Below are 19,155 nucleotides of genomic sequence, written 5' to 3' on the forward strand. Positions count from 1 at the left end.
CCCGCCAGTGGGATGTTCCCTCCCTGATAGCCCCTCTTTTTGCCTGGGCAGGCGATCTCCAAGTCATTCGAGCCACGATCGCCGCCCGCTCCACGCAGGTGGGCATCGCCCGCGTCCTCCCCATACATCAGGAAAATCCATGAGCAAGCTCACCGGCAAAGTAGCCCTCGTCACCGGTGCCTCCAAAGGCATCGGTGCCGCCATCGCCACCGCCCTGGCCGCCGATGGCGCGTCCGTCGTCGTCAACTACGCCTCCAGCAAGGAAGGCGCCGAAGCGGTGGTCGCCCGCATCAAGCAGGCCGGAGGCACCGCGGTCGCCGTGCGCGGCGATGTGTCCCAGCAGGCGGAGGCGAAGGCGCTCGTCGATGCGGCGGTCCAGCAGTTCGGCAGGCTCGACATCCTCGTCAACAACTCCGGCGTCTACGGATTCGCGCCGCTGGAGGAGATCACCGAAGCGGACTTCCACCGCCACTTCAACGTCAACGTGCTCGGTGTGCTGTTGACCACGCAGGCAGCCTTGCCGCATCTGGGCGAAGGCGCGAGCGTGATCAACATCAGCTCGGTGGTCACCCGCATCACGCCGCCGCACAGCGCGGTCTACACCGGCACCAAGGGCGCGGTCGATGCGATCACCGGCGTACTGTCGCGCGAACTCGGTCCGCGCAAGATCCGCGTCAACGCGATCAATCCCGGCATGGTCGAAACCGAAGGCACGCACACCGCCGGCTTCCACGGCACCGATTTCGAGTCGGACACGATCGCGCAGACGCCGCTGGGGCGTATCGGTCAGCCGCAGGACATCGCCTCGATCGCGGTGTTCCTGGCCTCGGACGATTCGAACTGGATGACCGGCGAGCAACTGCTGGCTTCTGGCGGGGTGCGCTGAGCCCCTACTGTCGTAAACCCGCGGGGGCGGGTGTTACTCCGTCCCCGCGGATGCCTCACGCAGCCAACCCCATCACCACACCGACGCGGGAATCACGTCCTCGCAGGGCGAGCGGCTCGAATCGACCATGAGCTGCTTGAGCATCTGTGCCATCTGGCCGGCATACGCGTCGGCGTCGGCGACGGTCGAGATGCTGCGCTTCATCGCCACGCCTGCGCACGCGACCCAGGTCTGGGCGTTGGCGGGGTCGCTTTCCAGCAGCGACGTGTAGTGTTCGGCCAGCGCCTCGTAGCGGCCGCTGTCGGCCGACTCGACCACCGCGTCGCCGGCACCGCCCATCAGCACCAGGCGCGAGGCCGGGTTGTCCGGGAAGTCCGGCTTGAATGCCTCGATGGTGCGCGTGTCGATCACGCGAATGCCGTATTTGGTCTGCGTGTTCGGGTTGTAGAAATGGTATTCGCCGTTGCCCTGGGGGGCGTAGGTCGAACGCTTGTTCGGCTCGACCACGACCAGGTCGCCGCCGTCGCGCTCAAGCTGGATGGTGTAGCTGCCGCCTTCGAGCATGTACGTGCCGGCGCTGGCACCGCTGTCCTGTGCGAAGGCCGTGGGCGCGGCGAGGAGCAGCGCGAGCAGCGCCGATGCGACCACGCGATGAAACGGCACGCGCTTGCGCGCGTGATGGATCTGATGCATTGCGATTTCCCCCTGTTGAGATGGCCGCGGATCCGTGCATGGACGGTGCGGCCGGTCACACTTTGACCCGAAAAGGGGGAGGGATTCAATCCGCAGATCCGTGGCCGGCAGGCATGTCCCGACTGGGCCTGGCTGCGAACGAAACCGCAGGCTCGACCGTGTCCGTGGTGCCTGGCCGGGCGTCACGGCGGAATGCTGGAAACCTTCTCCCGCAGATACGCGTACCACTGTCGCTGTATACGGTCGATCGGACCGATGGTGGTTTCAAAATCTTCCAGCGAGCCACCTTCGGCAATCAGCTTGCGATAACCAGCGGCGTACTGCCCGTCGTTGTAGTGGAACAGGAAGTGGGACAGGCTCCAGAACTGGATGTAGTACAGGTTGACGTGCTGCCCGATATCCGGCCCGGTGCCGGATACCAGTTCGCGCAGTGGAATGATCCGGCCCTTGGCGATGTCGTCCTCGAGATCACCGCTCAGCGCCAGGCTCGTCAACCACCAGATGGGGTAGGCGTTGGTGTCTATCGTTCCCGGCAGCAGTTGGCCGTGCTCGATCCGGCTCGCTCCGAAGTAGCTCGCCAGGCCCTCATCCATCCATTGCGTTCGCTTGAACCCTGCGACTTCACGGTTCAGCTGGTGCGTCGCCTCATGGACCATCCAGTGGTACGGGTTGGGCTGGTCGTCGGCGTAATAGGCATAGCAGGTGGGCGTCCGGTAATAGGCTTCGGCCCAGGGACGGCTGCGATTGTTGGCTTTGAACTCCCGCTGGTCCCGGTAAAGCACCATCTTCAGTTTCGTATCCTGGGAGACGACGGGCAGGTCGGGAAAGAACGCGATGTAGGCGTCATGCAGGCTTTCGACGGCTGCGGCGACCAGCGCGGTCTGCGACGGCGTGGCCGTCGAACGGATGATGTAGTGCCGCGTCCGGAGCGTGGTCGCCGACTGTGCGCGCACCGAGCCGCTTGCTGCCGATGCGAACGCGGCGGAGGGGTCGGTCCTTTCGGCAGGAGTCATCCAATGCCAACAGGCATAGGCCGTCGTCAGCGTGCCCAGTGCGACAGCCAGCGCGAGGTGTCCCTTCATGTATCCCCCGGTTTCCCATGAAGTGGCGCGAGTGTCGCAGGTCCGGGGTTCAGGACGCCACCCGGAAGCCCGCCCTCACCTCGCTTACGAATCGAGACGCTGACGGCGTGCCGCAGGCCGTTCCACGGCAGGCGTGGTGAACGCCAATCGCCCGGCCATCGCCGCGGCTTCGCCGCGCGAGCGCACGTCCAGTTTGCGCAGGATCGCCGAGATGTGGTGGTCGACCGTCTTCTCCGAGCGCACCAGCCGCCGCGCGATCTCGGCGTTGGTCAGATTCTCGGCAAGCAGCGACAGGATCTGGAGTTCGCGCGCGGTCAGTCCGGCCGGGTTGGCGCTGGTAGTGGCGCGCGGGCCGCGGGCGACGCCGCGCACGCCCGCATCGCGCAGGTGCTCGCGGCAGCGTTTGACCGCGGCGGAGGCGCCCAGCGATTCGAGGACGGCAACGGCTTCGCGCATTGCGGACTCGTCGCCTTCAAGCAGGCAGAGAGCGCGCTCGTAGAGACAGCCCAGGCGTTGCCAGGTGTCGGCCGCTTCGCGCCAATGCCCGTCGATCTGCAGGGCGTAAGGCTCCTCGGTGCCTTCCGGCCCGGCCTGCATCAGGCCCAGGCGCAGGCACCAGTAGCGCAGTTCACCGAGGGCGCGCCGGTCCTGTCGTTCCTCGGCCAGGGCGTAGGCGTGCAGCACGATGGCATCGACGGGCGCGCCGTCGTTGCGCAGCCAGGCTTCCTCGGCGTGCGCGGCAGCGACCGGTGCCAGGCGCTGCAATTCGCCGGACTGCTGCGCGAGCGCGACGGCCTCTTCCAGCAGTTCGCGTGCGCCGGGATCGCCGCGACGCAGGCGCACGCGCGCCAGCACCACCAGCGCGCAGATGCGTGTGACCACGGCTACGTCGTGCGCGGTGACCAGGCGTCCGGCGATGTCGGCGGCGGCGTCCCAGTCGCTGCGCTCGAAGTCCAGTCGCGCCTGCCAGACCAGGATGTAGTTCGACCACGAGTCCAGGTCGCGCGCGCAGAAGTAGCGCATGGCCTCGGCGATCTGCTTCTCCGCGTCGACATAGTCGCGGGTCTTGACCGCCGTGCTGACCAGGTTGGCGTAGCAGCGTGCGACGTGCTCTTCGAAGTCGTGGGCCAGCGCGATCTGCAGGCTGCGCTCGATCATCGGCTTGCCGTCCGGCAGGCCGATCATGTAGCGCGCGGTGCCGACGTTGTTGAGTGCATGCGTCAGCACCTCGTCGCTGCCGATGCGGTTGGCCAATGCGATGGCGCGTTCGCCCCAGGCGACCGCCTCGGTGGTGTGGCCGGACAGCATGTACAGCTGCGATCGGTTGCTCAGCGCCCAGGCGTAGGCCTCGTCCTCGGGTTGGTCCTGCAGCAGCTGCACGGCCTGGTTGGCGTACTCCTCGGCTTCGCGCTTGCGTCCGCCGAACCAGCTCAGGCGCGACAACCAGCGAAGGGTCAGCCCCTCCTGGCGCACGTCGCCGAGCTTCCGCCAGATCGCCAGCGCGGCAAGGCGTTCTTCCATGGCGCAATCGTTCTGGTCTATGACATAGCACTGGTAGGAATGGCGTTCGAGCAGGTTGGCGCGTTCGGCCGGGGGCAGGCCGCCGGCGTGGGCCAGCGCGGTGCGGTACAGCGATGCGGCTTCGCAGTGCGCGCCGTGCGAGGCGGCCTCGTCGCCGGCGTGCAGGGCGTACTTCAGCACCGCCGCGGAGTCGCCGGCGCCGGAGGCGTGGTGCACCAGGCGCGACATCGGCACGCCGTGTTCGCCCCGACGCGCCAGGCAGGCGAGCACTTTGGCGTGCAGCGCGGCGGCCACCGGCGCCGACAAGGCCTGCTCGATGGCGATGCGCGCCAGCTCGTGGCGGAATGCGTACGAGCGACCGTCGGCGGTGAGCAGTCCCGATGCGAGCGCGGTCGACACATCCGCAGGCGTCGGCGTCAGCACTTCATCGACGATGTCCACCTCGATGCGCGCCGGAACGATCGCCGCGAGATCGAGCAGCGCACGCACTGCCGGCGGTTGGCGCGCCGCGCGTGCCAGCACCGCATCGCGCACGGTGGCCGGCAGGCCCTCGGCGCGCAGCGCTTCGGTGACGAAGAACGGGTTGCCGCCCGTGGCGGCGTAGATGCCGTCGGCGGGGCGGCTGGACTGGCGGGCCAGTTCGTCGACGCCGGCCTCCGACAGTGGCAGCAGCGGCACGCGCACGACGGCATCGGCGGGCAGGTCGCCCAGTACCAGTTGCAGCGGATGGCGTTCGCCGAGCTCGTCGTCGCGATAGCTCAGCACCAGCAGCGCGCGCACGCGCTGGATGCGGCGGGCGAGGAACTTGACCAGGTCGAGCGTGGCAGCGTCGGCCCAGTGCAGGTCTTCCAGCACCACCACGGTGGTGCCGCGCGAGTGCTGCAGTTCCTCGAGGAACGAGGCGAACAGCTCGACGCGGCGGCCTTCCAGGCCCAGCATCGATTGCAGCTTCGCGCCGAGCGCACCGGCCATGTCGTACAGAGGACCGAGAGGGCGCGGCGAGAAAAGCGCCTCGCATCCGCCCCACAGTACGCGGCCTTCGCGGTGCTGCGACAGCAGTTGGGTGACGAGCGAGGTCTTGCCGATGCCGGCCTCGCCGCAGACCAGCGCGGTGCGGCCGCTGCCCTGCGCCGCCGTTTCGAGCGCTTGCTGCAACAGTTGCAGGGCGTGTCCGCGTTCGATCAGTTCCACGGCAATCACTCCGGGGGATCGCCGCGATTATCTCCCAGCCGACGGACCGGCAGCGGACGGCCGACCTGTGCCGCGCATTCAGTAGTAGAAGTAGGGCGACAGCACCGATATCTCGGTGATGTGGGTCACCGGCAGGCCGTTGCGGCGCGCCACCTTGCGGATGGCTTCCGGCGCGGGGGCGTCGTAGATGCAGAATGTCTTCCGGCGGTCGGCGCTGACGTAGGAATGCAGCCAGGTCACTCCGTTCTCGCCGTTGATGCCGGCGATCTGCGCGCAGGCCCGGGCGCCATCCGCATTCACGGGGATGGCGAGGTCGGCCGGAAAGCTGCGTTCGACCAGGTACCGGGGCATGGCGGCATCCTCGTAGGTGGCCGGGCGCGGCTCAGACAAAGCGGAACATCCGCGTTGCCCAGTGGGTGACGTAGTGGCGGCCGTCGGCATAGCCGGAACTGTTGCCGTAGCCGACGCCGAACTCGGCGTCGCGGTCGCCATGGACATGGCGGATGGCCGGGGCCTGCGGGACTTCCAGCGCGGATGCGGCGTCGGCGGCGTCGCTGTCGATCCAGTCCAGGCGCTCGTCAAACGCTGCTAGCAGGCTGGCGGAGGTGGCGAATTCGAAGCGGGACATGGCGGTGATCTCGTCTGGCGCAGCCCGGGGCTGGACTGCGATGCCAGACTAGGTTTTTGCGTGTTTGCCTACATCGGGAGGGTTCCCCAGATTGCGCGCCGCCGTTCCCCATATTTCGCCCAACGCCACGGGGGTCAGGCTGGCACGGATGTTGCGCCGCGCGGCGTCGTCGAGGGCGCCGCAACGTGGTCTTCCGACTCGATCGGATAACGTGCGCCGCGCCGAAGTCCAATCGAGATACCGACATGACGATCAAGGGCGGCTGTCTTTGCGGGACCGTGCGGTACGAGATTGCCGGAGCATTCGCCGGTGCCGGAAATTGCCATTGCTCCATGTGCAGGAAGGCGCACGGAGCGGCATTCGCCACGTGGGCATTCGTCGATCCCGACGAGTTCCGATGGACGTCGGGAGAGGACTCGATAGCGGCCTACCGTTCGTCCCCGCAGCGGGAGCGGCTTTTCTGCAGCAAGTGCGGATCCCCGCTGGCAGCGTCGCATTCGGGAAAGATCTCGGAAGTCGTGCTGGGGGCGGTTGACGGCGATCCGGCGGTGCGGCCGCGCGAGCACATCTTCGTCGGGTCCAAGGCGCCGTGGTACGAGATCACGGATGAGCTTGCGCAATTCGAGCAGTGGCCACCGGGCATGGGACAGGCCTGACGGCCGCTGCCTCGCAGCGACCGACCTGTTTGCCTGTGGATGTGTTGCGCGCGGTGACAACGACCGCGCGCGAAAACTCAGAACGTGTCGCCCGGTACGCGCACCCAGCCTTCCATCAGCACGCGCGCGCTGCGGCTCATCACTGCCTTGGTCACAGTCCACTGGCCGTCGACCAGGCGCGCCTGCGCGCCCACGCGCAACGTGCCGGAGGGATGACCGAAGCGCACCGCCTCGCGCTCGCCACCGCCGGCAGCGGCGTGGACCAGCGTTCCCGGGATGGACGCGGCGGTGCCGATGGCGACCGCGGCGGTGCCCATCATTGCGTGGTGCAGCTTGCCCATCGACAGGGCGCGCACGTGCAGGTCGATGTCGCCGGCGCCGATCTGCTTGCCGCTGGAGGACACATAATCCTGCGCCGGCGCGACAAAGGCGACCTTGGGCGTGTGCTGGCGCGAGGCGGCCTGCTCGACGCTGCCGATCAGGCCCATGCGCACGGCGCCGTGCGCACGGATCGTTTCGAACTTCGCCAGCGCCGCCTTGTCGTCGTTGATCGCGCTCTGCAACTCGGTGCCGGAGTAACCGAGGTCGGCGGCGTTGAGGAAGATGGTCGGGATGCCGGCATTGATCAGCGTCGCCTTCAGCGTGCCCACGTCGGGCACTTCGAGGTCGTCGACCAGGTTGCCGGTGGGGAACATGGCGCCGCCGCCTTCGCCCTCGTCGGAGGGATCGAGGAATTCCAGCTGGATCTCGGCCGCCGGGAAGGTCACGCCGTCGAGCTCGAAGTCGCCGGTTTCCTGCACCTGGCCCGCGGTCATCGGCACGTGCGCGATGATGGTCTTGCCGATGTTGGCCTGCCAGATGCGCACGATGGCGATGCCGTCGTCCGGCACGCGCGCCGGATCGATCAGGCCGTTGGCGATCGCGAACGGACCGACCGCCGAGGACAGGTTGCCGCAGTTGCCGCTCCAGTCGACGAAGGCGGTGTCGATCGACACCTGGCCGTAGAGGTAGTCGACGTCGTGATCGGGCACGTCGGACTTGGAGATGATCACGCACTTGCTGGTGCTCGACGTGGCGCCGCCCATGCCGTCGGTGTGCTTGCCGTAAGGATCGGGCGAGCCGATCACGCGCATCAGCAGCGCATCGCGCACCGGTCCGGCGACCCGCGCGGCTTGCGGCAGGTCCTGCAGGCAGAAGAACACGCCTTTGCTGGTGCCTCCGCGCATGTAGGTGGCGGGGATGCGGATCTGCGGGGCGTGGGTCATGTGTGGGTCCGGTCTTGTTTGTGCGCCCTCTCCCGCATGCGGGAGAGGGATGGGGTGTGGGCAGGGGCGTCGTGGTGCAGGAGCGCCCTCATCCATCCCTCGGGGCATCTTCTTCCGCTTGCGGGAGAAGGGATGAAGATCAGGCGTTATCGGGGATTTCGGGTTCGACCAGCTGGGCCATCAGCGTCAGCGATTCCTGCCAGCCCAGGTAGCAGAACTCGACCGGGATCGCGTCGGGAATGCCTTTCTGGACGACGTGCAGTTCGGTGCCGCACAGCACCGGCTTGAGCGTCACCGTCACTTCCATCTCGCCGGGCAGGTCCGGGTTGTCGAAACGGTCGTTGTAGCGAAGCTTTTCGTTCGGCACGAGTTCGAGGTAGGTGCCGCCGAACGAATGGCTGTTGCCGGTGCCGAAGTTGGTGAACGACATCCGGTAACCACCGCCGACGCGCGCGTCCATCTCATGGACCTTGCCGGTGAAGCCGTGTGGCGGCAGCCACTTGGCCATCGCGTCGGGATCGAGGAATGCTCGATAGACGCGATCGGCAGGCGCCTTCAGGACGCGATGCAGGGTGACGGTTCCAGGCATGTCATAACTCCTTGTATGGGTGCTGCGGCTGGGAAGCGATACCTCGGGATGGCTCTCGGCGGCGCGAAGGATCACGCCGCCTGCGCGGACTCCAGGAAGTCGTTGGCGAAGCGCTGCAGCACGCCGCCGGCTTCGTAGATCGACACTTCCTCGGCGGTGTCCAGGCGGCACGTCACCGGCACTTCCACGCGCTCGCCGTTGCGGCGGTGGATGACCAGCGTCAGCGTCGCGCGCGGCGTGCGTTCACCGGTCACGTCGTAGGTCTCGGTGCCGTCGATGCCCAGCGTCGTGCGGTTGGTGCCGGGCAGGAACTCCAGCGGCAGCACGCCCATGCCGATCAGGTTGGTCCGGTGGATCCGCTCGAAGCCTTCGGCGGCGATCGCTTCCACGCCGGCCAGCCGCACGCCCTTGGCGGCCCAGTCGCGCGAGGAACCCTGGCCGTAGTCGGCGCCGGCGATGATGATCAGCGGCTGGCGGCGCTCCATGTAGGTCTCGATGGCCTCCCACATGCGCGTCACCTGGCCTTCCGGCTCGATACGCGCCAGTGAACCCTGCTTCACGTTGCCGGCTTCGTCGCGGACCATCTCGTTGAGCAGCTTCGGGTTGGCGAACGTCGCGCGCTGCGCGGTCAGGTGGTCGCCGCGGTGCGTGGCATAGGAATTGAAGTCCTCTTCCGGCAGGCCCATTTTCGCCAGGTACTCGCCGGCGGCGCTCGCCAGCATGATCGCGTTGGAAGGCGAGAGGTGGTCGGTGGTGATGTTGTCGCCCAGCACCGCCAGCGGACGCATGCCGCTGAGCGCGCGCTCGCCGGCCAGCGCGCCTTCCCAGTACGGCGGACGGCGGATGTAGGTGCTCTGCGGGCGCCAGTCGTACAGCGGGCTGACCTGCGCGCTGCGATCGACGCTGAACTTGAACATCGGGTCGTACACCTGGCGGAAGTGCTCGGGCTTCACGCTGCTGGCGACCACCGCGTCGATCTCTTCATCGCTCGGCCAGATGTCCTTCAGCGTGACGGCATTGCCGTCGGCGTCGGTGCCCAGCGCGTCCTTCTCGATGTCGAAGCGCACCGTGCCGGCAATGGCATAGGCGACCACCAGCGGCGGCGAGGCGAGGAAGGCCTGCTTGGCATAGGGATGGATGCGGCCGTCGAAGTTGCGGTTGCCCGACAGCACGGCGGTGGCGTACAGGTCGCGGTCGATGACTTCCTTCTGGATCGCCGGATCCAGCGCGCCGCTCATGCCGTTGCAGGTGGTGCAGGCGAAGGCGACGATGCCGAAGCCCAGTTGCTCCAGCTCCGACAGCAGGCCGGCTTCTTCCAGGTAAAGCTGCACGGCCTTGGAGCCGGGCGCGAGCGAGCTCTTCACCCACGGTTTGCGGACCAGCCCGCGCGCGTTGGCGTTGCGCGCCAGCAGGGCGGCGGCGATGACGTTGCGCGGGTTGCTGGTGTTGGTGCAGCTGGTGATCGCGGCGATGATCACCGCGCCGTCGGGCATCTGGCCCGGCACTTCCTCCCACTTTCCGGCGATGCCGCGCTCGGCAAGATCCGATGTCGGCAGGCGCTTGTGCGGGTTGGACGGGCCGGCCATGTTGCGCACGACCGTCGACAGATCGAAGGTCAGCGTGCGCTCGTACTGCGCGTTCGCCAGCGCATCAGCCCACAGGCCGGTTTGCTTCGCGTAGGTCTCGACCAGCTTGATCTGTTCGTCCTCGCGGCCGGTCAGGCGCAGGTAGTCGATGGTCTTGTCGTCGATGAAGAACATCGCCGCGGTGGCGCCGTACTCGGGTGCCATGTTGGAGATGGTGGCGCGGTCGCCCAGCGTCAGCGCGGAGGCGCCTTCGCCACGGAATTCCAGGTACGCGCCGACGACCTTCTCCTTGCGCAGGAATTCGGTCAGGGCGAGCACGACGTCGGTGGCGGTAATGCCCGGCGCCGGCTTGCCGGTCAGCTCGACGCCGATGATGTCGGGCAGGCGCATCCACGAGGCGCGGCCGAGCATCACGCTCTCAGCTTCCAGACCGCCCACGCCGATGGCGATCACGCCGAGCGCATCGACGTGCGGCGTGTGGCTGTCGGTGCCCACGCAGGTGTCCGGGTACGCGACGCCATGGTCGGCATGGATCACGGGCGACATCTTCTCCAGATTGATCTGGTGCATGATCCCGTTGCCCGGCGGGATCACGTCGACGTTCTTGAACGCCTTCTTGGTCCAGTTGATGAAATGGAAGCGATCTTCGTTGCGCCGATCCTCGATCGCGCGGTTCTTGGCGAACGCTTCCTTGTCGAAGCCCGGTGCTTCCACCGCCAGCGAGTGGTCGACGATCAACTGCGTCGGCACCACCGGATTGATCTGCGACGGATCGCCGCCCTTGTCGGCGATGGCGTCGCGCAGGCCGGCCAGGTCCACCAGCGCGGTCTGGCCGAGGATGTCGTGGCACACCACGCGGGCGGGGAACCAGGGGAAATCCAGGTCGCGACGGCGCTCGATCAGCTGGGTCAGGTAGGCGTCGAGCATCGCCGGCTCGGCGCGGCGCACCAGGTTCTCGGCGTGCACGCGCGAGGTGTAGGGCAGCCGGTCGTAGGCACCGGGGGCGATCGCCTCCACCGCGGCGCGCGCGTCGAAGTAGTCGAGCTGCGTGCCCGGGAGCGGCTTGCGGTATTGGCTGTTCATGGAGGGCTGGACTGGCTGGGGGCAAGGGGGCGCGCCGCAGTACGCGGGCAACGATGGCACTGAGGCTCCCGGCCAGCCATGCGGTGGCCGGGAAGCTCGATTCGGCATGCCCGGGATTATCGCATTCGGCGCGGCTGGATCACCTGCGGCCAATGAGTGCCCGTCATCGCCCCCCCGACATGGGGGGCGGCTGGGCCGTCACGCCGCAGCGTCCCATTGGCCGAGCCGCCGGCGTTCCCGCGTTCGTCAGCCGACAACCCAGGAGAATGCCGTGGCCAAGTCGTTGCCGATCAGCGCTGCCGTTTTGCTCACCCTGGCGCTTGCGGACGTCGCGGCCATCCGCGACGCGCAGGCGGGCGATCCCACGCCTGACCGTTCCCTGGTCGCCTCGGACTGCCTGAGCATGAAGGCCCGTCCCAACGGGCCTGCGCACCTGCGCAACGCCTGCGAATACGACGTCGAGTACGTCTACTGCTCGGTCGATGGACCCAGCAACAAGTGCGCGCACGCCCGGTTCGGCTACCAGGCGATCGAAGCGCGCGGCGAGAGTCCGTCGCCGTTCCCCAGCGAACACACCTATCGCTATGGCGCCTGCCGCAACGACGGACGCGAGGGATCGGTCAGCATCGAAGGCGTGCGCTTCGACGGCGACAAGCTGGTCTTCGACTGCGTCAGGATCTGATCGAACCGACGTCCTTCGCGAATCGGTCACGCCAAAGCCCTGCACCGCATCCCCTCGTGCGGTGGGGCTTCGCCCCTGTTCTTGCGCGATCGCCGACTACGGCTTGGCGGCGACGGTGGCCCGGCCCAATCGCCGCAACTGCGCCATCGCGTCGTCGGTCGCGCGGCGTGTGCACACCGATACGGCGGGCTCGCCGTCCGGGAACTCCTGCGCCAGTTCATCGCATACCTGGGCCGCGGCTTTGCCGACGCGGTCTTCCAGTGCGTACAGGTCGGCGGTGCGCGTCAGGTCGAGGTCGCTGTAGCTCACCTGGGCCTTCTTCTCCGCCACCGTGATCTCCTTGGGTACCGCGGAACCCCTTCGCGCTTGACGTGGTAGGTGATGCGCGGGGCAACTACCGTGACCGTGTCCAGCTCGGTCGATGCCGCCTGGGTCTGGGCGATGGCGGGGATTGCGGCAGACAACGCCAACAGCAGCGCTGCCGGAACCGCTCCGGTCTTGAAAGTCGTGCTAGCCATGATCGTTACTCCTGAGGGGGCATTCAGCCCTTCATCGCATCCCATCCTGGCGGGTGGGCATCGGGACACGTTCCCGAATGACGATCCAGCGCGACGCCCGGCGGCAAGGCGTGCCAAGGCGGCTTATGTGCACCGCGAAGAAAAGCAGGGGCATGACGTCTCGACGAGAGGCCCCGTTCAGCGGCGCACTACGCCCTCGCTAACGCGCGCCACGTGTGCGCTCGGCCATCTCACCCGGGCGGGGGATGATGCGCAGGGCGTTGCGTTAAACCGTTGTTACCTGCCCAGGGTTTCGCTGGCGGGCGGCGTACCTTCGCTGGTCGGCGAATCGACGTATTGGCGCGCGCAATCGTTCAGCCGATGGGCGAGGTAGCGGTCGTAGAGCGTGGTGTGCAGGTTGTGCAACGCCAGCTCGATGCGGAACGGCGTGCGCGGATTGCGGTCGAGCAGGCGCGCGATGTGGAAGCCGACCGGTTTGACGCCCTGCTTGTGCACGTAGACTTCGAAGCCGCGATAGAACGGGTCGGCCAGCAGCGCATCCAGTTGCGCAAGACGGCTGCGTGCATCTTCCGGAAGGCCGGCGCGCAATGCCGGATCGCGCTCGTACAGCAGGCGCTCGAACAAGCGCCACTGCTTCGGAAGTTCCAGTGCGCGCGCCAACTCCCAGATCCGGCGGTTGCGGTCGTTGTAGTACTCGAAGCCGCCGTGCGCCCGCAGCGCCTGGGCGGCGTCGGCGTCTACGTCATAGACGACGAAGTTCTCGGCCTGGTTGTGGATGTCGTCCAGCGTGCTGCGGTCGAACACGTGGTAGATGAAGCCCGGCAACCCCATGAAGGCCTGCCGGCCGCTCGCCGCCGCAGCGCGTGCGCGGCCATCGTGGGTGAACGTGCCTGCAGACGATCCCAGCAGGATGCTGCGGGTGGGATGGAGGCGATTGAACGTGCCGATGACGATTTCGTCGGCGTCGAATTCGGAATCGAACGCGGCCATGCCGTAGAGCTCGGCTTGCGTCGCGTACTGAGCGATCTGCCGGCCGACGCCACACTCGGCGCGCACCTCGCCCTCGTAGAAGCCCTCTATCGCGCGTGAGTTGGCGCCGCGTGGGCGATAGCCACGACCGAACATCGCGACCGGTTCCCAGCCGTCGTGGGACGAGCCGGTCGGCCCGAAGCCGATCCACCCCACCTGCAACGCCGAGAAGCGGAAGCCGCGATTGTCGACCAGGCGGTCGACGGCGCGTCGCGTGGCCTCGCCAAGGGCAAAGGCGTAGGCGCAGCGCGTGGCCGGGTGGTGCAGCAGTTGCGCAAGCGTCCGCTCGCGCGTGGCGGCGTCGAGGGAGTCAGGCCAATGCACGACGAGGTCACCGGCCGCTTGCGCTGCAGCGAGATCGGCACGATCGCAGGGCGCGCCGCCATGTACCTCCACGACGTTCCCGTTGGCGGGGATGAAGCGCCAGCCGAGTTCTGTCAGCAATCGTTCCTGGCAACTCGAGTCGGTGTGCGCAGCGACGGGACCGACAAGGAGCACCAGCGCCAGCGCGGCGACGCGACAAGGCGAAATCCTATGGCGTGCCTGTGGCGACATGTGTGATCGGTGCGTAGATGCCAAACGTCGACCCCGAGGGTACGCCGACGGCCGGTGTATTCAATGAAGTCCCGCGCCACTGGAACAGTCGTCATCCTTGATACGTCCCTCTCCCGACTGAGGGAGAGGGAGCGTTCCCAGCGAAGAGCTGCTCTTAGTGGCGATGCATCGAGGAGCCGCCCGCGCCAGCCAGTTTCGGTGTGGGCGCCGAAACTTCCTCCATGACTTCGGCGATCGCCTTGCGTCCGCCGGACAGCGCCACGTCGGCCGTGGCGACGATGCCGACGATCCGGCCCTGCGCATCGACCACCGGAACCCGGCGGATCTGCGCCTGCTCCATCGCGTGCAGGCAATCGCTGAGCTTGGTGTCGAGGCTGACGGTCCTGGCGGGCGAGGTCATCGCATCGGCGGCCGTCGCCACGGCGGGATTGCCACCGTTGGCCACCACGCGCACGACGATGTCGCGGTCCGTGACCACACCCAGCGGCTTGCCTTGTGCATCGACTACGGGGATCTGTCCGCAGTCGTGCGACAGCATCAGCGCCGCGACTTCGGGAAGCGGCGTGTTGACGTAGCAGGTGACCGGATCGCGGGTCATGACCGATTCGATGGTTGCCATATCGATTGCCCTCTGTGCTTGCGGAGTCGCATCGACGTTAGCCTGCCGAGCGTTACGGGCGTGCTAATGGACATGCCTGCAGCCCAAATGCTGGCCGAACAGTCAGGAGCGCATGTCAGGACGCCGCATGTCAGGCCGTTTTGACGCGCCGTAGACGAATCCTTCCGACCACTTAATGGCACGTTATTTTCGCATCATCGCCTGCGATGCACCCCATCACCGGATGCTTAGAGCACCGGCGGTAGGATCACTTCACCCTAGGAGACGCGAGCGCTCAGACGAGGACCCCTCAGAAGAGCCCGAGCTCGATGCCCCCTGGGGCTGACAGCAGGTCTCGAACCTGCCATCGAACCGCCGGCCGATCGCTCGACCGGCGGTTTTTTATACAGCCCGTGCATCACAGCCTGCCCTCATTGCCCGTATAGCTGACTCCTTGCACGCGGCCCTTCTGGTTGGCCAGACACGACCATGGCGCCTCGGCGCCGGGCACCTTCACCGTCACCCCAACGCCCGCCTGCGCCCATGACACATCGGTGATCTTCAGTTTGTCGCGATGGACGCCTGTCTTTTTGGCGACTGCATCCAGGCAGGCCTTCTCCGCGGCGGGATACTGGCCCTTCCCATGCACGACCGCAGACTCGTTGGACGCCGCAATGCTGAGTCGCTTCAGCGCGTCATGCCCGTTCACGTAAACCGTGTCCGGCGGAGCATCCCGCACTGGAGTGCCGTCGTGAGCCAATGCGACCGCGCCTGCCGCGAGAAGTGCCGATGCGCACAGTAAAGATTTCATGCACAGGCCCCAGTGCGCGTGTGCGATCACATTGGCATACCGGCTGTTTGGGGCAAGTCAATGTCCGTGTCTGATGTTCATCGCGCAGTGCACTTCGAGCGGAATCGAAACTAGGGCGGCAGCGGCATCTCCGACGCGGCCGTCTTCGCGTCGACGACGCGAACGACCTCCGCTCCCCCCAGCGTTCCTGAAGACTTGGCCTGCGATACCTTCCAGGGCTGGAACAGCAGGCCGGAGCTGCACACCCGCACATAGACCGGATGGGTCGCATCCACCGTCAACAGCAGCGGCCTGCCGAATGCCAGCTCCCCGACCCGGGCGGTCAATTCGTGTTGCGCGGGCGTGGCTCGCGTCACGATGGCGACTTCGTGTCCCAGTTCGGCCACGCGTTCGCCGTCCAGAAGGATATCGACCGTGCCGTGGGAGCACGTGCGATCCGGCATGTACACGTGGATGGTCCCGTAGGCCTTCCCGGCGGCAGTGGCACCGGCGAATGCAGCCGCTTCCGGCAGCGTATGCCGGATGCGGCGGTACCAGTCGCGCGCCTGCTCGCTGGCGGTATCCCAGGCTCCGCGTTTTTCCAGCAGATGGGTCAGCACGCGGCCATCGTCGGAATAAGCCACCATCAGGCTGTAATCGCGATAGCTCTCGCCGGCACCGGTCGTCGGCAATGCGTAGAACCATACGTCGCCGCTGGTGCGCCAGGACCATACCGCGACATCGATGTCGCGCAGATTCAGCGTCGGTGGCCCCAGTCGTTCCCGCGCCTGCGCCATGGTCATGCCCGCGTCGTACAGGAACGAGGCCTGGTCCGGCGTGACCGGCTCGCCTTGCGCCGCCTTCTGCCTGGTCGGGACGTAGACGCAGGCGGAAAGCATCAGGCAGGCGGCGAGCAAGGCCGGGCGGTGCATGTCGATTTCTCGGTCCGGATGGTCCGGACAACGTTCCGCCGTCGTGTCTCAGGCCATCGCCGGACTCGTCGATCGGCGCAAGCGCCGGGCATGGCGCCACGGACAAACGTGATCCGGACAAACGTGATCCGGACAAACGTGATCCGGACAACGCCATGTGGACAACGCATGTGGACAAACGGGCGGGCGGCACCGATGCTCCCGGAGTCCGAACGGCTATCAGCCGGACGAGGGCGACAGCCATCCAAAAGGGGCCACGATGTTGAGTCGAATCCTTCCCGCACGCGTCGATAGCCGTTTCCGCGGACACGTGCTGGCGTTGTGGCTGTTCGTGCCGATCACGTTGATGATGATCGCGATCAGCCTGTTGCACATCTTCTCCGCCGACGGCGGCGCGCAGTCGGTGTCGACGATGCCGCTGGACACGTATCCCGCCGGCGCCGCGCAGAACGTGATCGCACTGATGTCGCGCCTGGGGCTGGAGCAGCTGTTGCTGGGGCTGATCGCGCTCGTGGTGCTGCTGCGCTACCGCGCGCTGATCCCGCTGATGTACCTGGTGTTCGTCGCGCACTACCTCGGGTACCAGGCCATCGCCGGGATGAAGCCGTTGGCCTTGGCCGGCGTCTCGGGCGCCAGCACCCCGGCGATCGTCATCGCGGCCGCGAGTGGCGTCGGACTGGTCCTGTCGCTGGTCGGAAAGGGCTATCGCAGGCGCTATTGACCGCCACGAAGTCGTGACGCCGCGGGCGGAACTCAGCCCGCGCCAGTCCGGACATGGAAGCCCAGCGCTCCGGCCACCAGTCGCAGCGCCTCGTCGTCGCGTTGCTGAGTGATCCAGCCGGCATGGTGTTCGCTGCCGGTTTCCCAGGTCCACAGCGTGTAGTGGTGCTCGCGCAGCCGGTCGTAGGCGGTGTTGATCAGCGTCGGCACTTCGACCTGGTCGAGGTCGTTCTCCTCGTCATCGATTCCCCAGTCGATGTGCAGGTTCCATCGCGCGGCCAGTTCGTCCACGCTTTCGACCAGTGCCTGCGGATCGTCCTCGGCGACGAAGAAGCCGGCCTTCCAGTCGATCGCATCGCGCAGCAGCCACACCGGGTCGGCATCCTCGCCAGCGTCGGCGGCGGCTTCGCGGTACGCGGCGAACTGCTGCAGCGCGGCGTCCTCGTCGCCGGGATTGATCAGCAGCAACAGTTGCCAGACCACGGCTTCCTGCGCGGCCTCCTCGTCGACGTCGGATTCGTGGCCGAAGGCCTGGTCGAAATTGTCGTCGGGATCGAATTCGTCGGGCATGGTCATGGCGGACACCGCGCTGGCGGGTCCATAGGATAGGCCCGTTGCAACAGGATGGGTTGCAAAAAAAGAGGGCTCCCCTGCGGAGCCCTCCAGATGGCCGGCGGTCCGTGCCGGCACAAGAACGAGTGAATCGGCACGCGTCGATCCAAATGCGCGCGTCCAAATGCGCGCGTCGATCTAGACGTGGATCAAACCATCAATAGCCCAACGCCTCGGCGACCAGCCCGTTCGCCAGGTTCACCAGCAGGTAGCGGTCGTCCATCGGGCGCACCCAGCGATAGCCGGCCGGCGGCGGCTGCAGGCGGTACACGCGGTAGTCGTTGATGTAATAGCGCGAATCGACGTAGGCCAGAGGAATGCGGTCGCCGCGCTTCCAGGCCTGCTTCTCCCAGCCCTTGTGCTTGCCGTTGTCGTGATGGCCGTAGGCCATCGGCGGAGTGGCGGGGTGGGACTGGGCGTGAGCCGGCTTGTCCTTGTCCGCCCCCTTGCCGTCGCCAGCCACTGCTGGCGCGGCAACCAACGCCAGGACAGCCAACGGGATCGCAAGAATTCTGTGCTTCTTCACGAATGCCTCCTTCTGCGTTGCGACTCTCGCGTCGCGGCTCCAATGAGCGTGTTCCGAGGCGAACCTATCGCCGGCGATGTGAAAGACCCGGCACGGCGCGCTGAACGCTGCACAACGGTTCAGCCGGCATCGCGCGGACTCGAGGCGCCCGCGAGTACACCGCTGTGTACAAGAAATTGACGCAGCCGTTCCATGAACTCCGGTTCGAAGAACGGACAGTCGTTATGGCCGCACGCCATCGGCACCAGCGTCGCGTTGGGCGCGGCCTTGAGCAGGTACTCGCTGTACCGGTAGGGAATGATGTCGTCGTCGCGGCCGTGGAGCAGCAACACCGGCCCGTCGTAATCGCGCAGTGCCAGGTTGTCGTAACGGTCGCGCAGAAGAAATGCCGGCGCGCCCATGCGATGGGCGAAGTCGTCGAGCGACCCGAACGCGGCCATCAGCACCACGGCGCTCGCCGGCCTTTGCCGCGCCAGCGCCACCGCCGGCCCGGTACCGATCGAGCGGCCGATGATCACTATCTGCGTCGCGTCCACATCGCGGCGCGCCGCCAGCCAGTCGTAGGCCTTCAACGCGGCTTCGTCGAGCGTTGCGCGCGATGGCCGGCCGTCTGTGCCGGCATAGCCTGGATACTCGACCAGCAATACGTGCATACCGGCCGCCGCCAATGGCTCGAGCAAGGGCACGTTCTGGTCGACGAATTCGGCATTGCCGTGGAAGAAGATCGCGGCAGGAGCGCGCGAGGCGGGGTCTGGGTGTTCGCGACCCGGTGGCTGGCGGGCGTGAAGCAGGACGCCTTGCACGTGGCCGAACGAAACCGGTATCGATACGGCCTCGGCGTGCGCCGGCAATGCGCGTCCCACGCCGTCCCAGTCCATCGATGCGCCGGGGAACATCACCGATCGCTGCTGCACGAACAGCAGGGCGAGATAGCACACGTAACCGGCAAGCAGCGCGCCGAGTAACAGCAGGACACCGCGGGTCATGGCCGAGCCCATGGAAGCGTCGCGCGC

Annotated in this window: 21 protein-coding genes; 5 read left to right on the top strand and 16 right to left on the bottom strand. The window is 66.9% G+C overall.

Annotated elements, in window-relative coordinates; genetic code table 11:
* Positions 1 to 139: 139 nt before the first annotated feature.
* Complete coding sequence (locus J2X06_RS02375; protein ID WP_310057768.1) at positions 140 to 886, top strand: glucose 1-dehydrogenase; 747 nt, start codon at positions 140 to 142, stop codon at positions 884 to 886.
* Positions 887 to 958: 72 nt separating this feature from the next.
* On the opposite strand, the gene J2X06_RS02380 is transcribed toward J2X06_RS02375, so the two are convergent.
* The 5 genes from J2X06_RS02380 to J2X06_RS02400 all read right to left on the bottom strand — a co-directional run bounded on the left by J2X06_RS02380 (position 959) and on the right by J2X06_RS02400 (position 6,001).
* Positions 959 to 1,579, bottom strand: a complete 621-nt coding sequence (locus J2X06_RS02380) for a hypothetical protein (RefSeq protein WP_310057771.1) — start codon at positions 1,577 to 1,579, stop codon at positions 959 to 961.
* 182 nt (positions 1,580 to 1,761) lie between these two features.
* Positions 1,762 to 2,661: a DUF1570 domain-containing protein gene (locus J2X06_RS02385; protein WP_310057774.1), complete on the bottom strand. Its 900-nt coding sequence runs from the start codon at positions 2,659 to 2,661 to the stop codon at positions 1,762 to 1,764.
* 84 nt (positions 2,662 to 2,745) lie between these two features.
* A complete protein-coding gene (locus J2X06_RS02390; protein ID WP_310057776.1) occupies positions 2,746 to 5,373 on the bottom strand; it encodes an ATP-binding protein in 2,628 nt (875 codons plus the stop codon).
* Between the two features lie 78 nt (positions 5,374 to 5,451).
* Complete coding sequence (locus J2X06_RS02395) at positions 5,452 to 5,724, bottom strand: DUF4242 domain-containing protein (RefSeq protein ID WP_310057779.1); 273 nt, start codon at positions 5,722 to 5,724, stop codon at positions 5,452 to 5,454.
* Positions 5,725 to 5,755: 31 nt separating this feature from the next.
* Positions 5,756 to 6,001, bottom strand: coding sequence for a hypothetical protein (locus J2X06_RS02400; RefSeq protein WP_310057782.1), 246 nt, complete (start codon positions 5,999 to 6,001; stop codon positions 5,756 to 5,758).
* A gap of 245 nt (positions 6,002 to 6,246) precedes the next feature.
* Here J2X06_RS02400 and J2X06_RS02405 point away from each other — a divergent pair, with 245 nt between their 5' ends.
* The gene (locus J2X06_RS02405) at positions 6,247 to 6,657 is read left to right on the top strand and encodes a GFA family protein (RefSeq protein ID WP_310057785.1); all 411 of its coding nucleotides are present in this window, start codon (positions 6,247 to 6,249) and stop codon (positions 6,655 to 6,657) included.
* A 77-nt stretch (positions 6,658 to 6,734) separates the two neighbouring features.
* On the opposite strand, the gene prpF is transcribed toward J2X06_RS02405, so the two are convergent.
* From prpF to acnD, 3 genes are all read right to left on the bottom strand, one after another.
* On the bottom strand, positions 6,735 to 7,922 hold the full coding sequence (prpF, locus tag J2X06_RS02410; RefSeq protein ID WP_310057788.1) for a 2-methylaconitate cis-trans isomerase PrpF: 1,188 nt from the start codon (positions 7,920 to 7,922) through the stop codon (positions 6,735 to 6,737).
* A 139-nt stretch (positions 7,923 to 8,061) separates the two neighbouring features.
* Positions 8,062 to 8,511, bottom strand: coding sequence for an SRPBCC family protein (locus tag J2X06_RS02415; protein WP_310057790.1), 450 nt, complete (start codon positions 8,509 to 8,511; stop codon positions 8,062 to 8,064).
* Between the two features lie 71 nt (positions 8,512 to 8,582).
* A complete protein-coding gene (acnD, locus tag J2X06_RS02420; RefSeq protein WP_310057798.1) occupies positions 8,583 to 11,180 on the bottom strand; it encodes a Fe/S-dependent 2-methylisocitrate dehydratase AcnD in 2,598 nt (865 codons plus the stop codon).
* A gap of 271 nt (positions 11,181 to 11,451) precedes the next feature.
* Between acnD and J2X06_RS02425 the strand changes: the two genes are divergently transcribed.
* Positions 11,452 to 11,862 (top strand): hypothetical protein, encoded by a 411-nt coding sequence (locus J2X06_RS02425; RefSeq protein WP_310057799.1) that lies wholly within the window; start codon positions 11,452 to 11,454, stop codon positions 11,860 to 11,862.
* A 96-nt stretch (positions 11,863 to 11,958) separates the two neighbouring features.
* Here the strand turns inward: J2X06_RS02425 and J2X06_RS02430 are convergent, their stop codons facing one another.
* Positions 11,959 to 12,285, bottom strand: coding sequence for a UrcA family protein (locus tag J2X06_RS02430; protein ID WP_310061165.1), 327 nt, complete (start codon positions 12,283 to 12,285; stop codon positions 11,959 to 11,961).
* Positions 12,286 to 12,656: 371 nt separating this feature from the next.
* Positions 12,657 to 13,733: a hypothetical protein gene (locus J2X06_RS02435; protein WP_310057802.1), complete on the bottom strand. Its 1,077-nt coding sequence runs from the start codon at positions 13,731 to 13,733 to the stop codon at positions 12,657 to 12,659.
* On the opposite strand from J2X06_RS02435, the gene J2X06_RS02440 reads away from it, so the two are divergent.
* Positions 13,728 to 13,970, top strand: coding sequence for a hypothetical protein (locus tag J2X06_RS02440; RefSeq protein WP_310057806.1), 243 nt, complete (start codon positions 13,728 to 13,730; stop codon positions 13,968 to 13,970). The two genes, J2X06_RS02435 and J2X06_RS02440, sit on opposite strands and share 6 nt — an antisense overlap.
* A gap of 148 nt (positions 13,971 to 14,118) precedes the next feature.
* Here the strand turns inward: J2X06_RS02440 and J2X06_RS02445 are convergent, their stop codons facing one another.
* The 3 genes from J2X06_RS02445 to J2X06_RS02455 all read right to left on the bottom strand — a co-directional run bounded on the left by J2X06_RS02445 (position 14,119) and on the right by J2X06_RS02455 (position 16,284).
* Complete coding sequence (locus tag J2X06_RS02445) at positions 14,119 to 14,583, bottom strand: CBS domain-containing protein (protein WP_310057809.1); 465 nt, start codon at positions 14,581 to 14,583, stop codon at positions 14,119 to 14,121.
* Positions 14,584 to 14,980: 397 nt separating this feature from the next.
* Entirely contained in the window at positions 14,981 to 15,373 is a 393-nt protein-coding gene (locus tag J2X06_RS02450; RefSeq protein ID WP_310057811.1) for a hypothetical protein, read from the bottom strand.
* Between the two features lie 110 nt (positions 15,374 to 15,483).
* Positions 15,484 to 16,284, bottom strand: a complete 801-nt coding sequence (locus J2X06_RS02455) for a hypothetical protein (protein WP_310057813.1) — start codon at positions 16,282 to 16,284, stop codon at positions 15,484 to 15,486.
* A gap of 259 nt (positions 16,285 to 16,543) precedes the next feature.
* Between J2X06_RS02455 and J2X06_RS02460 the strand changes: the two genes are divergently transcribed.
* Positions 16,544 to 17,005: a hypothetical protein gene (locus J2X06_RS02460; protein ID WP_310057816.1), complete on the top strand. Its 462-nt coding sequence runs from the start codon at positions 16,544 to 16,546 to the stop codon at positions 17,003 to 17,005.
* Positions 17,006 to 17,037: 32 nt separating this feature from the next.
* On the opposite strand, the gene J2X06_RS02465 is transcribed toward J2X06_RS02460, so the two are convergent.
* From J2X06_RS02465 to J2X06_RS02475, 3 genes are all read right to left on the bottom strand, one after another.
* Positions 17,038 to 17,580 carry a DUF6630 family protein gene (locus tag J2X06_RS02465; RefSeq protein ID WP_310057819.1) on the bottom strand — a complete coding sequence of 181 codons (543 nt, stop codon included), beginning with the start codon at positions 17,578 to 17,580 and terminating at the stop codon, positions 17,038 to 17,040.
* A gap of 193 nt (positions 17,581 to 17,773) precedes the next feature.
* The gene (locus tag J2X06_RS02470; protein WP_310057822.1) at positions 17,774 to 18,142 is read right to left on the bottom strand and encodes an RcnB family protein; all 369 of its coding nucleotides are present in this window, start codon (positions 18,140 to 18,142) and stop codon (positions 17,774 to 17,776) included.
* 119 nt (positions 18,143 to 18,261) lie between these two features.
* Positions 18,262 to 19,128 carry an alpha/beta hydrolase gene (locus J2X06_RS02475; protein WP_310057824.1) on the bottom strand — a complete coding sequence of 289 codons (867 nt, stop codon included), beginning with the start codon at positions 19,126 to 19,128 and terminating at the stop codon, positions 18,262 to 18,264.
* Between the last annotated feature and the right edge of the window lie 27 nt (positions 19,129 to 19,155).

This window comes from Lysobacter niastensis (genome assembly GCF_031457115.1).
Taxonomy (GTDB): domain Bacteria; phylum Pseudomonadota; class Gammaproteobacteria; order Xanthomonadales; family Xanthomonadaceae; genus Lysobacter_J; species Lysobacter_J niastensis_A.

Coding starts and splice junctions, on each gene's coding strand:
- J2X06_RS02375 (WP_310057768.1), top strand. CDS start 140: ATGAGCAAGCTCACCGGCAAAGTAGCCCTCGTCACCGGTGCCTCCAAA.
- J2X06_RS02380 (WP_310057771.1), bottom strand. CDS start 1,579: ATGCATCAGATCCATCACGCGCGCAAGCGCGTGCCGTTTCATCGCGTG.
- J2X06_RS02385 (WP_310057774.1), bottom strand. CDS start 2,661: ATGAAGGGACACCTCGCGCTGGCTGTCGCACTGGGCACGCTGACGACG.
- J2X06_RS02395 (WP_310057779.1), bottom strand. CDS start 5,724: ATGCCCCGGTACCTGGTCGAACGCAGCTTTCCGGCCGACCTCGCCATC.
- J2X06_RS02400 (WP_310057782.1), bottom strand. CDS start 6,001: ATGTCCCGCTTCGAATTCGCCACCTCCGCCAGCCTGCTAGCAGCGTTT.
- J2X06_RS02405 (WP_310057785.1), top strand. CDS start 6,247: ATGACGATCAAGGGCGGCTGTCTTTGCGGGACCGTGCGGTACGAGATT.
- prpF (WP_310057788.1), bottom strand. CDS start 7,922: ATGACCCACGCCCCGCAGATCCGCATCCCCGCCACCTACATGCGCGGA.
- J2X06_RS02415 (WP_310057790.1), bottom strand. CDS start 8,511: ATGCCTGGAACCGTCACCCTGCATCGCGTCCTGAAGGCGCCTGCCGAT.
- acnD (WP_310057798.1), bottom strand. CDS start 11,180: ATGAACAGCCAATACCGCAAGCCGCTCCCGGGCACGCAGCTCGACTAC.
- J2X06_RS02440 (WP_310057806.1), top strand. CDS start 13,728: ATGCACGACGAGGTCACCGGCCGCTTGCGCTGCAGCGAGATCGGCACG.
- J2X06_RS02445 (WP_310057809.1), bottom strand. CDS start 14,583: ATGGCAACCATCGAATCGGTCATGACCCGCGATCCGGTCACCTGCTAC.
- J2X06_RS02450 (WP_310057811.1), bottom strand. CDS start 15,373: ATGAAATCTTTACTGTGCGCATCGGCACTTCTCGCGGCAGGCGCGGTC.
- J2X06_RS02455 (WP_310057813.1), bottom strand. CDS start 16,284: ATGCACCGCCCGGCCTTGCTCGCCGCCTGCCTGATGCTTTCCGCCTGC.
- J2X06_RS02460 (WP_310057816.1), top strand. CDS start 16,544: ATGTTGAGTCGAATCCTTCCCGCACGCGTCGATAGCCGTTTCCGCGGA.
- J2X06_RS02465 (WP_310057819.1), bottom strand. CDS start 17,580: ATGACCATGCCCGACGAATTCGATCCCGACGACAATTTCGACCAGGCC.
- J2X06_RS02475 (WP_310057824.1), bottom strand. CDS start 19,128: ATGACCCGCGGTGTCCTGCTGTTACTCGGCGCGCTGCTTGCCGGTTAC.